Here is a 13,885-nt window from a genome sequence, read left to right on the forward strand (position 1 = left end):
CCCTCTACCGGTTACTTGCTCTGGTCTCAGTGGTCATGCTGCTTGTTTTTTGGCGGAGGAGCAGGCCGACAGTGAATAGCCAGGACAACGAACCTGCCTGGCTTGCGGTGATTGTATTGTCGAGCAACAGCCTCTGCAAGTTGCTCTTCGATAAATGTTCGATGTTCCGGTGCATCGAGGTTGAAAGCCACCTTCTGTCCGTCCTGGACGATTTCGATGTGTAGAAAAGCCCGCCCGTGTCCTGAACGGTTAAAGCGACGATCGAAAAAGCGGTAGTGGATGTTGAGGTAGCTCAATACAGCCGATGTCCTGTTTTAGAGGTGCGAGCGGGTACTGTTGGGTCGCTGTGGGGTTGAGAGCCTGGGGCGACGGGCAGTGTGCTCCTTCCCGCTTATCTTCGCCTCCTGGGTGAGCAGAGAGTGTAGCAGACACCTCGTCTGTCCCACCTGCCCTGCAATCGCTGAATGGTAGGCAAGATGGACGCGCCGCTAAAATATTGATAGACCGGCACTCAAGCTTTTCGTCTTAGTCGATGCGCACTATCGTCGTCTGGTTTCGGCGCGACCTGCGTCTGAGCGATCATCCTGCCCTCGCCGCTGCTGTGGCTGAGGGGGCACGTATCGTGCCGCTTTTTGTCTTTTCTCCTTATCTGCTGACGCATCCTGAGACTGGCAGTGGCCGGGTGCAGTTCATGCTCGGTTGCCTGGAGAGCCTCAGAAACAACCTACGGGTACTCGGTTCGCGCCTCATCTGCCGCTGGGGAGAACAAGCTGAGGTCGTGCCCGATTTTGCACGTGAGGTCGGGGCAACGGCTGTCTATTGGAACGCTGACAGCGAGCGGGCCTGGCGCACTGCTACTGATTGCCAAGTCGTCAGCGCCCTTCAAGAGCGGAGCATCGAGGCACGCTGCTTCGAGGTGGAGGCGTTACTCCCAGCAGGTGGGCCTGAAAGTTACGCGCTCAAGCACTTTACTCCCCATTGGTACGGGGCGCTGAGCTTGCCGACTGCTCCCAGGCCGACAGAGCTACCTGCTGTAGATGAGCGGATCGAAGACGCTCCTCTGCGCACTCTTGCAGACCTTGGTTTGCCACCGAGCGACCAGCAGGTGCTCGTGGCAGGCGAGCGTGAAGCCCATCGCTTGCTCAGTGCGTTCGTCGCAACGAAGGCTCGGCACTACCTGAAAAGCCTGAGTGTAGCCGTGGCAGCTACAGAATCGACCAGCCGTCTCGGGCCGCACCTCAAGTTCGGCACCATCTCCGTGCGCCAGGTCTACCAGCGGGTGCAAAGTCGCATCGGTCAGGTAGACTCCTATCAAAAGCGCAACCTGGAGGGTTTCATCTCTCGTCTTTTCTGGCGCGACCACTTTGGCCAGAAGCTGAGGAACCTGCCCCGATGCGAGAGCGAGTCTTATCTGCAGGCGTTCGACGAGGTGAACTGGAGCACACGCACAGACCACTACCAGGCGTGGTGCAATGGTCAGACCGGCTACCCGCTTGTTGACGCATCGATGCGCTGCTTGAACCGCACAGGCTGGCTGCCGTTTCGACTGCGGGCGTTGTGTGCGACGTTTCACTGCATCGACTTGTTGCTGCCGTGGCAGGGAGGGGCACTGCACTTTATGCAGAAGCTGATGGATGCGGATGTGGCCATCGACCACTGGCAGTGGCAGAGCCATGCGGGGGTGAGCAACCGGGGCCGGCAGTGGTTTCGAGTCTATAACCCGATAGCCGGAGTAGAGAAGATAGACCCGAAAGGAGAGTTCATCCGGCAGTGGGTACCGGAGTTGGAGGGAGTGAGCGCTGCCCATCTAGGAGCGCCGTGGCGACATGAAGTAGAGTACCTGCCGCCGATAGTGGAGCACGAGGAGGCGCGCCGTCGAGCGCTGGCAGTGCTTGAGCCTATCAAGCGCCGCTGCAGTCAAGCGAGCGACGCAAGCTAGCCTGGCGTGCAACCAAAAAAGTGAACCGTATAGAATGTGAGATTTCTAGCGGATCCTCAGATGCGACAACTGCCCTCATGCCCGCAGTGCAAATTTCACGCTCTCTTCCATTGGCGTGGTTGCACGACCGATCAGCGCGCTCAACACACCACTATCGTCGAACAGCACGCCCTCTGCCGCCTTCACATCGCTGTCCGCAAGGGCGTTGGCAATCGGTGCGGGTAGGCCAGTAGACTCCAACATTTCACGATACGCCGCTTCGGGAAGGTTGCGGTAGACTACTGGTTTACCGCTCGCGCCTGCTATAGCTGCAGCGAGCTGGGTGAGGGTGAATGCCCGGTCGCCGACAAGTTCATATATGCGAGTCTCGGGCGCACCGATCAGGACAGCGCTTGCCGCAACGGCGTAGTCGGCGCGAGCGGCAGCGGAAATACGTCCCTCGCCAGCGCTTCCTATCAGCTCGCCGTGCTCCACCACGACCTGTACCTGCCCAAGATAGTTCTCGGTGTACCAGCCGTTTCGCAACAATGCGTGAGCCAATCCACTGGCTTTTAGAGCCGCCTCGGTCGCGCGATGCTCCTCGGCCAGCAGCATCGGGTTGCTGTCGGCGTGGAGGATGCTGGTATAGGCGATGAAGCCTACGTGTGCGGCTACAGCTGCGTCGATCACTGCTTGATGCTGCGGCAAACGCCGGCCGATCTCGCTCGAAGAAATTAGCAGCAGCCGGTCTATCCCGGCGAGCACGGCCGTCGGCTCGGCGAGATGATCGTAGTCGAAGTGGCGTACCGCCACGCCGCGCGCCGCCACATCGGCAAGCTTGTCAGGATCGCGAACTAGGGCGACAAGCCGATCGGGCGCAACCGTTTCCAGCAATGCCTTGAGTACGAGGCGGCCGAGCTGGCCCGAGGCTCCGGTAACACCGTACATATCGAACTCTCCTGATGATTCGGTTGACGATGATATTGTAGGGCGCTAACTTACTCAAAAGAAGTACGCACACTGAGGTAAGTGTCGGATGACGCAGCGCAACTCTTCACGACTTTTTGATCTCATGGCCCAAGGCAATGTCTTTGAACCAGGCTGCCCGTCGCGTGAATTTCTAAAACACCTGACGAGCAGTTGGGGCGTCTTAGTCCTCATTGCGCTAGGTGGTGGCACGCTTCGCTTCAGTGACCTGCGGCGCAGGGTAAACGGTGTGAGTGAACGCATGCTTGCGCAGACCCTCCAGCAGCTCGAGGGTGACGGTCTGGTCGATCGACGCAGCTACCCGGTCGTACCGCCGCACGTCGAATACACGCTGACTGCCCTGGGCCACGAAGCGGCGCAGCGCGTGGAAGCGCTCGCGGAGTGGGTAGAGGAGAATCTGCCGACACTCATCGCGAATCGCGATCGTGCCAGGGCTTTGTCGGGCGAGCGCTAGAGATTCTATTGCAGTTTCTATTGGTGAAGCGCGTTGTGTATCCCCTGGGCGGCATTGTCAGGTTGAGGGAATGGCTTTCCAGGACCGTCTTCGGGCAAGCTTGAGCCATGAACATCTCCCTTTACCGCAGCCACCGCTTCCCACCAGAGATCATCGCCCACTGCGTCTGGCTCTATTTCCGTTTCACCCTCAGCTAGCGCGATGTCGAGGAGATGATGGTTATGTGCGGCGTGCAACTGAGCTACAAAACCGTCCGCCTGATCGCCGCCGCTACCGCCCTGCTTGTTCTGCACCGTCCGGCCCTGTTGATCGTCGTCGCCCCCTTTTCGATCTTCCAGAGCACAAGTGCACAAATTTTGGAGACGGCATCTACAATTTGTGCAAGTCTACTTCCAACTCAAGAGGGAAAAACCTTATGGCACGGGCTTTTCGTCATGTTATATGAGGTGCGCAAGGAAAAGTGTGCCAAAACTTCAACCTGCCAGGTTTGATCTTATCCAACCAGGCAATCGTGAACATCACAGCAGGTGAAATCGTTCCTGGTCCCAGGTCCATCGTCATCGGTCCAGACGGCCAGCAGGTAGCGCAAGATTTCATATATAACCTTGGGGAGGCAAACGTCTGGGTAAATAACGTGTCTCCTCATTTCAACGATCACTTTGCCGGTGAGCCGGGCGGAGTGGAGTACATCTGCCGTTTGGCTGTCGGGCCATCATCGCCCCCATCGTCTTCCCGTCTTCCCGCCCAGCTCGCCGTCGATCGCCTGGTCCTCGCTGTGCTGCTCGCCGTGCTGCTCGGGTTGTTTAGATTTTGGTGTAGTCGCTTGTAATCATCCGTTAAAAGGGGCTTGGGCGAGCATCTGGTCGTAGTCCGGATAGGTGAATCCCGGCACCCGGCAGCGTGCGACTTCTGTCATCCAGGTAAAGGGGACGGTATGCGGCTTGCGGCGGATTTGAGCGACGAACAGTTCGCTCAGTGTCGTAGCGAGGTCGAGCCGAGGGTGAGCTTGGAGCACTCGCTCTACTGCCTGCGGGTCGAGCTCCTCAAGACCTAGGCCGAACACATCCATGCTCGCCCCCAGGAACACCAGCGCCGCCTCGGGGGACTTGCGCACCGCGATGCCAAGGGAGGTGTGCAGGGCCACCGCTTCCCACAGCGCTTCGGCTTTTTCAGAGCTGATGCCCTCCTGCAGGGCGAAGGCGCGGGCCGCATCGGCTCCGTCCACCTCGAAGCGCTGTCCGCAGTCGAAGCGCTCGCATAGTCCCAGGTCGTGCAGCACCGCCCCCAGGAAAAACAGCTCCCTATCGAACTGCAGCCCCTGACGTCGGGCGATGAGCGCACCGAAGCGGTAGGTGCGCAGGCAGTGGTTGCAAAGACAAGGCGGGCTCACCTCCCGCACCAGTTCCAATGCCCTACGGCACAATCTGCTGTCGGGAATCGGCGCGTCGTCTGCAGCGAAGTGTGGGGTCATAGCTCACATCCTCCCGGTGTACTGTATGAACTGATCGATGAGCAGGGTGATCGCCTCCGGTTCGTCCTCGTACAGGAAGTGTCCTGCACCATGGAGCCGATGAACGGGAGCGTCCGGGAACGCTTCTCGAACAGGGGCACGAAGGTACTCCGGTTTAAGCACCCGGTCTTGCATGCCGACGATCATCGTCGCTGGTCTGTTACGCAGCGCGGCGACTGCACCGGCATCAGCGATTTCGAAGCGAACGGTGCCATCCACGATGCTTTTGGGAAAGGCGATGGCACCCAGGCATTCGGGTGGGGTGCAAAACGGCAGGCTGTAGGCCGAAAGCCAGGTCTGGTTCATGACCGCCCGGTTCTCGAACCCCTGCAGCCCAAGCATGAGTGCGAGGACGAGGTGGCCAAGGTGGCTGAGAACCGTTTCGAGGGTCCTTTCGCGATGCAGGCGGGCCATCCAACGAAAGTACTCAGCCTCGGCCACGTTCCTGGCCGTCAACTCTGCTTCGCGCGCTGTTCCAAGGGGCACGGCACCGCTGGTCACAACGATGCGTGCGATGCACTCGGGATGTCGAAGCGCCACGCCGCCGCCGATCACCCCGCCCCAGTCGTGCACTAGGAGGGTGATTCCCTCCAGGTCCAACACAAGGATCAGCGCTTCGAGGTTGTCCACCTGGGTAAGGACGGTACACTCCCACCCCTGGGTCGTCTCGCTTTTGCCGAACCCCGTAAGGTCCGGTACGATCACCCGGTAGCGCTCGGCCAGACGGGGGATTACCTGGCGGAATAGGTACCCCCAGGTCGGTTCGCCGTGCAGCAGGATCGGCTGGCCGGTCCCCTCGTAAACGTAGTGCATTCGGAAGCCCACTACGTCCAGGAAGTGGGGGGTGAAGACAAAGGTGCCTTCAAACGTCTCGTCTGCCGGGATCATGGCATTCTCCTTGATCGGTCAAACGCATCGCCGCTGCAACCTGTTCCAGGACAGGATGCGCTAGTTGCCAGGTGGCAGAGGCTCTTAAGCTGGGTGCATGTGCGAAGCAGGGCGGGCGCGGGAGGGAGCGGCCCCGAAGTGCCGTCCCCACAGTCTGCGGAAGTGCCGCGGGTCCTCGAATCCGCAGCGGCTGGCCACCTCCTCGACAGACAGTCCTGGCTCGGCAAGCAGGTGGGCGGCTACCTCCAGCCTGAGGCGCTGCTGGTACTGCCGCGGGGTGATGCCGGTAGCGTCTTTGAAGGCGCGGCTGAAGTGGCGCACGCTCATGCCGGCGACGGCGGCAAGGCGCGCGAGCGTCACGGATTCGGCGGCGTGCTCGGCCAGCCAGTCCTGAGCTCGGTGCACGTTCGGGTGGAGGTGGGTGCGGTGCTCCAGGAAGGCACTTGCTTGGGTGGCGGAGCCGTTGCGACGCAGGTAGACCACCATCAACCGGGCGATCTCCGCAGCAAAGCGTGGCCCGTGCTCCCGCTCCACCAGCGAAAGCGCCATGTCGATGCCCGAGGCAATGCCCGCACTGGTGGTCACCGAACCGTCGTGCACGTACAGGACCCCGTCGAGCACTCGGGCGCGGGGGTAGCGCTGCTCCAGCAGGCCGACGAGCTTCCAGTGGGTAGTGCAGTGCCGCCCGTCGAGCAGTCCCGCCTCAGCGAGGGCCAAAGCCCCGCCACAGACCGACGCGACCCGAGCCCCGGCAGCGTACGCCTGCTGCAACCAACGCCGCGCGTCGGGTGGAAGTACCGGTTGCTCTCCTCCCAGCCTTGCTTTCAACTCCCCCGCCACTCCTGCCACGATGACCGAGTCGCGCTCACCCACTGACGGTAGGGCTTCGAGGCGTCCAAGCCACAGCCCCTGGGCAGAACGCACCTGTTCGTGCACTGCGCAGAACTGTAGGGTGTAGTTTGCCCCGAGGGCCAGGGCGATGTCGAACACCTGGGCGGGTCCGGCCAGATCCAATAGATGCACCCGGTCGAGAACCAGAAACACGATGCGCCGAGGTGGGCCGTCAGGAGAAACCGGATTGCCGGTGAGGAACTTGTCCATGGCCGTATGCTAATCGCCCCTGGCTTACAAATTCCAGGGCAAGGAGGGCCAGCGGCGGACGTTTCCGGCCACATCCTCCCTGCTGCGACTGCCTGGGTGCACCTGTCCGGGAACCCTCGTCATGTCCCTTTGAACCGGCGCACCGGGGGCAAACGACCGCGCCGACTCCCAATCCAGGGGACTGAAGATGCAAGGCGCTCGCCGAATCCACCGGCGGGAACCCCTTGCATACAAGTTTCTTACTTGTAAGAGCAATGGTCTGTACGCGTGACGTGTGACCACAAAAGTGAGTCACTTAGAAGATGAGTCTTCCGACGGATTCTGTTGCCATTGCGGTTGCGGTTGATCTGTTTTGAGCATCGTTGCGTTGCCCGCCACTGTCGTCCCGATTGCCCCTGGCCCAACTTATCCCTGATCTTGTAGGTTTGCAGGTGAATCTGCAGGCTGTGGCCCATCGCCTTTGCCTCCTGGATGGCGCGTGCCACACTGGCAGGGTTCGCGTAGTAGCCCAGGGCAATCACCTGATCGTAGGGCTTGTACTTGCCGCTGCCTTCCTTGGGCGGCAGAGTTGCCCGCAATTCCAGCCGCTGCCCCCGCTGCCGGACAGTGACACCCACTTTGTCCGCTTTAAGGCGGGCCTGGACAGCTTCAAGAGTGTACTCGACCTTGCTGCGGCCCATCGAAAACTGTCCGAAAATTGTCCGAGATTTTACCCCCTTACCAGCGGTTCTAGCGGCTTTAGCGGGCTAGAAGGTTCTGCTGGAAGGGCGATGCGGACGGGGAGATTCGAACTCCCACGGGTTGCCCCACAGGTTCCTAAGACCGGCGTGTCTACCATTCCACCACGTCCGCACGCTTCCCCAGTGTAAGCGCGCCGGGGAACTTCAAGCCAGGATCGTCTCCAACAGACTGTCCTCGATAACGTAGTTGCTGCTCACCCGCTGCACGTCGTCGAGGTTTTCGAGTTTTTCGATGAGAGTAAAGATCTGGCGCGCCACCTCCGGTTCCTCGACCTGGATCGTGCTGCCCGCGATCCAGCGCACTTCGGCCTGATCGAGGACGAAACCGGCGCAGCGCAGGCTCTCAGTCAACCCTTCGAGATCGCCGGGGGCACAGAAGACCTCTGCCCCTTCACCGTCGGGGCGGATCTCGTAGCTGGTCGCCCCGCCTTCGATCGCCGCTTCGATCAAGTCTTCTTCGATCACGCTGCCGGTGAGCGTCGCCACACCCATCTGCTGGAACATCCAACCCACGCAGCCCGTCTCGCCCAGGTTACCGCCGTTGCGGCTGAAGACGACGCGCAGGTCGGCGGCGGTGCGGTTGCGGTTGTCAGTCTGCGCTTCGATGAGCAACGCCACCCCAGAAGGACCGTAGCCCTCGTAGCGAATTTCCTCGAAGGTGTCGCTTTCGAGGGTGCCGCTGCCCTTGTCGATTGCCCGCTGGATGTTCTCCGCCGGTAGGCTTGCCGCCTTCGCCTGCTCAATTGCCAGCCGCAGACGAAAGTTACCGGCTGGATCTGCTCCACCCAGGCGGGCAGCGACGATAATCTCGCGGGAGAGTCGGGCAAACATTGCCCCCTTGGCCACGTCGTTTTTGGCTTTCTGGCGCTTGATCTGCGCCCACTTGCTATGCCCTGCCATGCTCAACAAACACTGCCTTCCGGTCGAATCTATCACAAGCCGGATAGACAACTTTGAGAAGCGCAACGACGGTTACAAGCAGACGGTGCTTCCTGGTTTATCCCTTTTGCAGGTAGGGTTCCGGAGCGGATAGGACAGGCACCTGCAGGTGGCCGAGAGTCCATAATTAACGACGTTCTATCTGCTTGCGATCGTCATCTCAGAAACGACCAGAAGACGCTGCAAGCGCTTTATGCTAGAATTGACGAGTGATTTGACCCCGCTCCCTTCTAGCACGCCTTGAGGCAGAGTGGCTGCAGCGGTCGTGGGCGGGATGTAATCTGGCGCGGAGGAGCGCATCATCGATGACCGAAACCTATGGAGCGGATCAAATTCAGGTTGTCGAGGGCCTGGAGCATGTCCGGCTGCGTCCAGGCATGTACATCGGTTCTACGGGACCGCGCGGCCTGCACCATCTGGTCTACGAGATTGTCGATAACTCCGTCGATGAGGCGCTTGCGGGCCACGCCAAGCATATCCTGATCAGCCTCAACGCCGACGGCTCCGCCACGATCAGCGACGATGGCCGGGGCATCCCCACCGATGTCCACCCACGTACCGGCAAATCGACCATCGAGACGGTGCTCACGGTGCTGGGGGCAGGGGGCAAGTTTGGCGGCGGCGGTTACAAGGTTTCGGGTGGCCTGCACGGCGTCGGGGCAGCCGTGGTCAATGGCCTCTCGACATCGCTTACAGCAACCGTCTGGCGCAACGGCAAGGCCCATGTGCAGCGCTTCCGGCGCGGCGTCCCGGAGGGCGGCCTCAAGGTCAGCCCTGACAGTGAGCAGCGGCGCGGCACCTCGATTACTTTTTTGCCGGATCCTGAAATTTTTACGACCGGTGTGAGCTTCGACTACGACACACTTCTGAGTCGGTTTCGCGAGCTGGCTTTTCTGAATGCCGGGGTCGAGTTCTCCTTCAGCGACCTGCGCACCGATCCCAACCGGGTCGAGACCTACCTCTACGAAGGGGGCATCCGCGAGTATGTCGCCTACATGGTGCGCGAGAAGACCGCCCTGCACAGCGACATTATCTTCATCGATCAAGAGCGCGACGGTGTGAGTGTCGAGTGTGCCCTGCAGTGGTGCTCGGATGTCTTCAACGACAACGTGTTGGGCTTTGCCAACAACATCCGCACCATCGATGGCGGCACCCACCTCGAAGGACTCAAGGCAGTCCTGACTCGCACCTTCAATAGCTTTGCCCGCAAGACCAACAAGCTCAAAGAAGGGGACAAAAACCTCTCAGGCGAGCACGTGCGCGAAGGGTTGACCGCCGTGTTGAGCGTCAAGGTGCCCAATCCCGAATTTGAAGGGCAGACCAAGACCAAGCTCGGCAACCCCGAAGTGCGCGGCATCGTCGATTCGGTCATCTCCGATCGGCTTACCGAGTACCTCGAATTTCATCCGGACGTGGTGGCGGCGATTCTCGAAAAGGCGCTGCAGTCGATGCAGGCCGAAGAAGCGGCGCGCAAGGCCCGCGATCTGGTCCGCCGCAAGTCGGCCCTCGAATCGTCTACCCTGCCGGGCAAGCTCGCCGACTGCCAGAGCCGCGATCCGGGCGAATCTGAGATTTTTTTAGTCGAGGGCGATTCCGCTGGCGGCAGCGCCAAGCAGGGACGGGACCGGCGCTTTCAGGCAATTTTGCCTCTGCGCGGCAAGATCTTGAATATCGAAAGAGCCGACGATCGACGCATCTACGGCAACAACGAAATTCAGGCGATGATCACTGCCCTGGGGCTGGGGCTCAAGACCGAAGAGTTCGACGCAGCGCGGCTTAGATACCACAAGGTGATCTTGATGACCGACGCCGACGTCGATGGGGCTCACATCCGGACGTTGCTTCTGACGTTTTTCTACCGCTACAAGCGGGATCTGGTCGAGCAGGGCTACATCTATATCGCCCAGCCGCCACTTTATAAAATCTCGATCGGGGCCGGGCGCAACATCGATGTGCGCTACTGCTACGCCGAGCACGAAAAAGAGGCGATCATCGCCAGTCTGCGCGAAAACCAAAAATACGAGATCCAGCGCTTTAAGGGCCTGGGTGAGATGCAGGCGGAGCAGTTGTGGGAGACGACGATGAACCCGGCGACGCGTACCCTCAGGCAGGTGACAATCGAGGATGCCGCCGAAGCGGACCGCGTCTTCAATATCTTGATGGGTGACCGGGTCGAACCCCGGCGCGAATTTATCGAGACCTACGGCCCGCGCCTGCAGATGGCCGACCTCGACATCTAATACCTGCCAATGGCTACCCATCGGGACAGCTAAACAAAACGTGTAGCAATCGCCAGCTGTCGGATCGCGATTGGCTAATATGAGGCAGTTGAGCGACTGGACAGCGATGGGTGAAGAGTACAGCCAGAGTCTCGAAGCCGACGTGTTCGCCGCTACCCTGCGCATGGGACTGGCGGACACCCGCGACCTGCTCGAATTTCTGGCCCAAAAATTTGAACTGGCTTTGCCCGAGCAGACGACGGTGCGGCGGGGCGGCTGGCTTTTTGCCAGAGAACACCCCGTCGAGGATCTGAGCCTCGACTTTGACGAATACCAGTACCAGATCAGCCGCCAGGGGCACGCCCTGCCGGTGGCGCGCATCCAGAAGCGCGTGCGCGGGGTCGTGCTCAAGACGACCGAGCTACCGATAGAAGAATGGCTCTCTGCCGTCGCCGCTGAGCTGGCTCGTCAGGCGGAGCGCTCTGAGATCACCCGCCGCGCCCTTGACCGGTTCGTAAACGAATAGGAGGCGAGGGATGCCTTTTTTCTGGCAGCGCGACTCAGAAAGTGACAAACAGGAGCGCCAGCGACGCGAACAGGAGCAGCAGCTTAGTATCGAAGCGCTAAAAGCCGGGCGGTTGCCGGTGGCAGCCCAGCGACGGCTAGAGGAGCAGCGCCAGTCGGAGAATTTTTTTTCCTCCGACCTCAGTACCGGCGAGCACCTGCTCACCCGCGAGGCGGGCTACGAACCGCTCGCTCAGGTGATGGGCAGTGCCTTTTATAAAGTGGGCTACCGGGGCTACTTCAGCGGCGGCTACGGTAGGACGGGCGAAATCGAAGCCTTGAGCCGCGCTCAGATTGCCGCCCGTCGCCTCGCCATCGATCGCCTGCTGCAGGAGGCGCGCCTGCTCGCTGCCCACGGTGTGATTAGCGTCGAGGTCAAAGCCGGAAGCTACGACTGGTCTACGGGACTGGTCGAATTTACGGCCCTGGGCACGGCCATCCGCCTCAAGGACCGCCCTCCCACCGAACACCCTTTCGCAAGCGACCTGTCGGGCCAGGATTTCTGGCAGTTGCACCGGCGGGGCTGGTGGCCCCGCGATCTGGCCTTCGGCATCTGCTCGTACTACATCTATAGCGACTACCAGACCCGCTCGATTCTTGGCAACTACTGGGGCAGCGGTTGGGCGAACCGCGAGATTGCCCAGTACAGCGACGGCTTTCAAAAAGCCCGGCACCTGGCGGTAGAGCGCCTCACCGGCGACATCCGGCGCGCTCGCGCCCAGGGCGTAGTCGGCGTGCGCATCGACTACGAGGTCGAGGAGATCGAGTACGAAGTCAACGACACCCCCTACCGCGACCTGCTCGTTCAGTTTATTGCCCTCGGCACGGCGATCGGGCCGGACGAGCAACCGGCAGCGATCAAGACTGCCGCCCCGGTGCTCTTCTACGACCTGCGCCGCCGCGAGTGCCGGGATCTGAGCATCGACAACATTGCCGAGTAACCATCTTCTTTGAGGTAGTGCCATGTCCAGCGACAAACAGCCCCCCGCCTCCGACCTGCCGGTTCATGCCCGCGAGCGCCTCACGGCGATGCGGGGCACGGCGGGCCACCGCACCCTCTTTACCAGCGATCTGTCGGTCAACGAATTTTTGCTCGTCAAAGAAGCAGGCTTCGACCCGGTCGGTATGGTCGTCGGCAGCTCGATTTACCACATCGGCTACCAGCAGGGCAACTGGAGCAAAAACCAGGAAATGACCGTTCTCACCCAGGCGATGTACCACGCCCGCGAGCTAGCGATGACCCGCATGGAGGAGGAGGCCGATGCGCTCGGAGCCGATGGAATCATCGGCGTGCGGCTCAAAGTCAAGCACCTCGACTGGTCGGAGCATCTGGCCGAATTTGTCGCCATCGGCACCGCTGTCGCGGCAACCGAAGGATCAAGCAATCTGCGCACTGTCCACGGCAAACCCTTTACAAGCGACCTCTCGGGTCAGGATTTCTGGACGCTGCTCAGGGCGGGCTACCGCCCGGTGGGCATGGTGATGGGCAACTGCGTCTACCACGTCGCTCACCAGAGCTTTGGCCAGTGGTTCAACACGATGGGCCAGAACGTCGAGATGACTAACTTTACCCAGGCGCTCTACGACGCGCGGGAGCTCGCGATGGAGCGGATGCAGGCCGAGGCGACCCACCTGCAGGCCGAAGGGATCGTGGGCGTCGATATTCGCGAGGGCAGCTACGGCTGGAGCAGCCACGTCATCGAATTTTTTACCGTCGGCACAGCTGTGATCGCCATCCGCGCCGATCACCACATCCCGACGCCGCAACTGGTGCTCACCGTCAACGACTGAGGGGCGAGAAAATCTGTCTATAGTTTGAAGATTGTGTAAATTGCTACATTTGACCGGTGAAATTGTTACCATCGATGCAGTTTGGTTCCATCAGGTGGTACGCATGGGTATTTGGGCAAAGCCGGAGGTTTCCCGCATCAGTCGTTTTCGGCGCTTGCAGCTGGAGAACTGGCGGCAGCAGTTGGAGGCGCGCATCGCCAGGGCCCAGGCCCAGGGAGACGACCGGCTTTTAGCGGCGCTACTTTCTGAGCGGCAGTACCTCGAGCGCTGCCGTTAGAAGATTTTCTTTGCTCTTGAGCGCGACTGGTCCAGGGCTCGCTTCAGCAGAGCAAATTGACTGCTCGTATGTTCGCCGGCGGCTTCGAGCAGGGCCAGTTCCCAGACAAGGAGTGCCTGTTGCGGCTTGATCGAAAGACGGTCCAGTTGGGCAGCGACGGCTCTGGCCTTCCGGTCCTGCAGCAGGTGGAGGCGTGCCCAGAAGTGGGCGAGTCCAAAGGGCAGGTGGCTGTAAACCCGAGCCGGATAACCGGCTTCTTCGAGATACTTTGAAAGCTCACCGTAGATAAGAGCAGGATCGATAGTGCGCCCAGAGCGACCGAGGGCACGGTCGATCTGCTGCAGGGTTGCAGCCGTAATTGGCGCAGATGAGCGCAGGCGGTTGGGCGACCGGTCAATTGCGACAGGCGTCTGACGAAGGTGGTAGGACGTATCGGACATCATCGAAGACTCTGATGATCGTGGCTGGGCCAACGAAGGTGTACAGCTTTGATAGTG

The 13,885-nt window shown here is 60.6% G+C and carries 16 protein-coding genes, 1 tRNA gene and 1 pseudogene; 9 read left to right on the plus strand and 9 right to left on the minus strand.

Features of this window, described 5'->3' with window-relative positions; genetic code table 11:
* Window positions 1–26: 26 nt before the first annotated feature.
* Window positions 27–296, minus strand: a complete 270-nt coding sequence (locus tag GKIL_RS24935; RefSeq protein ID WP_144080420.1) for a hypothetical protein — start codon at window positions 294–296, stop codon at window positions 27–29.
* A 236-nt stretch (window positions 297–532) separates the two neighbouring features.
* Here GKIL_RS24935 and GKIL_RS16990 point away from each other — a divergent pair, with 236 nt between their 5' ends.
* Window positions 533–1,939 carry a cryptochrome/photolyase family protein gene (locus tag GKIL_RS16990; protein ID WP_023175030.1) on the plus strand — a complete coding sequence of 469 codons (1,407 nt, stop codon included), beginning with the start codon at window positions 533–535 and terminating at the stop codon, window positions 1,937–1,939.
* A gap of 75 nt (window positions 1,940–2,014) precedes the next feature.
* Here GKIL_RS16990 and GKIL_RS16995 read toward each other — a convergent pair whose 3' ends face one another.
* The gene (locus tag GKIL_RS16995; RefSeq protein WP_023175031.1) at window positions 2,015–2,866 is read right to left on the minus strand and encodes an SDR family oxidoreductase; all 852 of its coding nucleotides are present in this window, start codon (window positions 2,864–2,866) and stop codon (window positions 2,015–2,017) included.
* A gap of 88 nt (window positions 2,867–2,954) precedes the next feature.
* Between GKIL_RS16995 and GKIL_RS17000 the strand changes: the two genes are divergently transcribed.
* The 3 genes and pseudogenes from GKIL_RS17000 (at window position 2,955) to GKIL_RS17010 (ending at window position 4,188) form a co-directional block, all read left to right on the plus strand.
* The gene (locus GKIL_RS17000) at window positions 2,955–3,359 is read left to right on the plus strand and encodes a winged helix-turn-helix transcriptional regulator (RefSeq protein ID WP_023175032.1); all 405 of its coding nucleotides are present in this window, start codon (window positions 2,955–2,957) and stop codon (window positions 3,357–3,359) included.
* 107 nt (window positions 3,360–3,466) lie between these two features.
* Window positions 3,467–3,616, plus strand: a pseudogene (locus GKIL_RS25685) (IS6 family transposase); the annotation flags it as partial.
* A 254-nt stretch (window positions 3,617–3,870) separates the two neighbouring features.
* Window positions 3,871–4,188, plus strand: a complete 318-nt coding sequence (locus GKIL_RS17010) for a hypothetical protein (protein WP_144080421.1) — start codon at window positions 3,871–3,873, stop codon at window positions 4,186–4,188.
* Here GKIL_RS17010 and GKIL_RS17015 read toward each other — a convergent pair whose 3' ends face one another.
* The 6 genes from GKIL_RS17015 to GKIL_RS17040 all read right to left on the minus strand — a co-directional run bounded on the left by GKIL_RS17015 (window position 4,189) and on the right by GKIL_RS17040 (window position 8,498).
* Window positions 4,189–4,830 (minus strand): HD domain-containing protein, encoded by a 642-nt coding sequence (locus GKIL_RS17015; RefSeq protein ID WP_023175034.1) that lies wholly within the window; start codon window positions 4,828–4,830, stop codon window positions 4,189–4,191. It lies immediately after the preceding gene.
* A gap of 3 nt (window positions 4,831–4,833) precedes the next feature.
* Window positions 4,834–5,757 (minus strand): alpha/beta fold hydrolase, encoded by a 924-nt coding sequence (locus GKIL_RS17020; protein ID WP_023175035.1) that lies wholly within the window; start codon window positions 5,755–5,757, stop codon window positions 4,834–4,836.
* An 84-nt stretch (window positions 5,758–5,841) separates the two neighbouring features.
* Window positions 5,842–6,858: a GlxA family transcriptional regulator gene (locus GKIL_RS17025; RefSeq protein WP_023175036.1), complete on the minus strand. Its 1,017-nt coding sequence runs from the start codon at window positions 6,856–6,858 to the stop codon at window positions 5,842–5,844.
* A 239-nt stretch (window positions 6,859–7,097) separates the two neighbouring features.
* Entirely contained in the window at window positions 7,098–7,538 is a 441-nt protein-coding gene (locus tag GKIL_RS17030; protein ID WP_023175037.1) for a hypothetical protein, read from the minus strand.
* 91 nt (window positions 7,539–7,629) lie between these two features.
* A tRNA-Leu gene (locus tag GKIL_RS17035) sits at window positions 7,630–7,710 on the minus strand.
* Between the two features lie 32 nt (window positions 7,711–7,742).
* The gene (locus tag GKIL_RS17040; RefSeq protein WP_023175038.1) at window positions 7,743–8,498 is read right to left on the minus strand and encodes a YebC/PmpR family DNA-binding transcriptional regulator; all 756 of its coding nucleotides are present in this window, start codon (window positions 8,496–8,498) and stop codon (window positions 7,743–7,745) included.
* 344 nt (window positions 8,499–8,842) lie between these two features.
* On the opposite strand from GKIL_RS17040, the gene gyrB reads away from it, so the two are divergent.
* The 5 genes from gyrB (at window position 8,843) to GKIL_RS25370 (ending at window position 13,388) form a co-directional block, all read left to right on the plus strand.
* Window positions 8,843–10,777: a DNA topoisomerase (ATP-hydrolyzing) subunit B gene (gyrB, locus tag GKIL_RS17045; protein WP_023175039.1), complete on the plus strand. Its 1,935-nt coding sequence runs from the start codon at window positions 8,843–8,845 to the stop codon at window positions 10,775–10,777.
* Window positions 10,778–10,865: 88 nt separating this feature from the next.
* On the plus strand, window positions 10,866–11,282 hold the full coding sequence (locus GKIL_RS17050; RefSeq protein WP_144080422.1) for a hypothetical protein: 417 nt from the start codon (window positions 10,866–10,868) through the stop codon (window positions 11,280–11,282).
* Window positions 11,283–11,292: 10 nt separating this feature from the next.
* Window positions 11,293–12,261, plus strand: coding sequence for a heavy metal-binding domain-containing protein (locus GKIL_RS17055; RefSeq protein ID WP_023175041.1), 969 nt, complete (start codon window positions 11,293–11,295; stop codon window positions 12,259–12,261).
* Between the two features lie 22 nt (window positions 12,262–12,283).
* A complete protein-coding gene (locus tag GKIL_RS17060) occupies window positions 12,284–13,111 on the plus strand; it encodes a heavy metal-binding domain-containing protein (RefSeq protein WP_023175042.1) in 828 nt (275 codons plus the stop codon).
* Between the two features lie 103 nt (window positions 13,112–13,214).
* Window positions 13,215–13,388: a hypothetical protein gene (locus tag GKIL_RS25370; protein ID WP_023175043.1), complete on the plus strand. Its 174-nt coding sequence runs from the start codon at window positions 13,215–13,217 to the stop codon at window positions 13,386–13,388.
* Here the strand turns inward: GKIL_RS25370 and GKIL_RS17065 are convergent.
* Window positions 13,385–13,831 (minus strand): hypothetical protein, encoded by a 447-nt coding sequence (locus tag GKIL_RS17065; protein WP_023175044.1) that lies wholly within the window; start codon window positions 13,829–13,831, stop codon window positions 13,385–13,387. The two genes, GKIL_RS25370 and GKIL_RS17065, sit on opposite strands and share 4 nt — an antisense overlap.
* Window positions 13,832–13,885 lie beyond the last annotated feature (54 nt).

Origin of the sequence: Gloeobacter kilaueensis JS1, from assembly GCF_000484535.1 — a bacterium.
GTDB classification, from domain to species: domain Bacteria; phylum Cyanobacteriota; class Cyanobacteriia; order Gloeobacterales; family Gloeobacteraceae; genus Gloeobacter; species Gloeobacter kilaueensis.